The following is a 653-nucleotide window of genomic DNA, read 5'->3' on the forward strand; positions in this document are numbered from 1 at the left end:
GCTTTGCCATCCTCACTATCATTTGCTCCGTGCAATATATTCCATGACATCACCTTGAAGATTTCAGCTTGCTTTTGGGCTTCGCAGTTAAAGCAAAGAAATGTTAATGTGAAAAAGAAAATAGTAAACTTCATGTCGTGTCTTTATTAATTTATAGATTTCAAATTTAGAAGATTCATCAATGTATTGCAGGGCCAATATTAAAAAATAAATATGTACAAACGGTGCCGATATCTTATTGTATACGGCCGCTTTCGCTTTCGAGAGCCGATTTGCGATTACGTTGATCGTTAGTCGCTCCACTGCTGAACCTATAGTTGAAACTCAGACGTACCTGTCTTGATTCGTAGTATCCATAACTTGATGAAAGCAGCCCTGGTAAATTTTGCGTGTATTTAACTTGGTTACCTTTATAGATGTCGGTGATAGCCAGTCGTATTGTTGCTTTGTCTTTTAATACAGATTTTTGGAACGCGATGTCCGCTTGACTAACCGGTCTACTGATGGTATTGGCCCCTCCGAGTCGTTTTGAATTGTAGACCACCGAAACTTCTGCCTTCATCTGAAAGGGGACTTTGAAGGTCTGAAGAAGACCGGCACGTCCCGCAGTCTGCCTCAAGTTGAGATTTTGGTACTGGTCAAAGGAAACGTCT

At 40.7% G+C, this 653-nt stretch carries 1 protein-coding gene; it reads right to left on the reverse strand.

Going from position 1 to position 653, the window contains the following annotated elements:
• Positions 1-235: 235 nt before the first annotated feature.
• A partial coding sequence (locus tag B2X72_RS14595) for an outer membrane beta-barrel protein (RefSeq protein WP_286850186.1) occupies positions 236-653 on the reverse strand: 418 nt, incomplete at its 5' end.

This window comes from Sphingobacterium sp. UBA7253, from assembly GCF_002472745.1.
Taxonomy (GTDB): domain Bacteria; phylum Bacteroidota; class Bacteroidia; order Sphingobacteriales; family Sphingobacteriaceae; genus Sphingobacterium; species Sphingobacterium siyangense.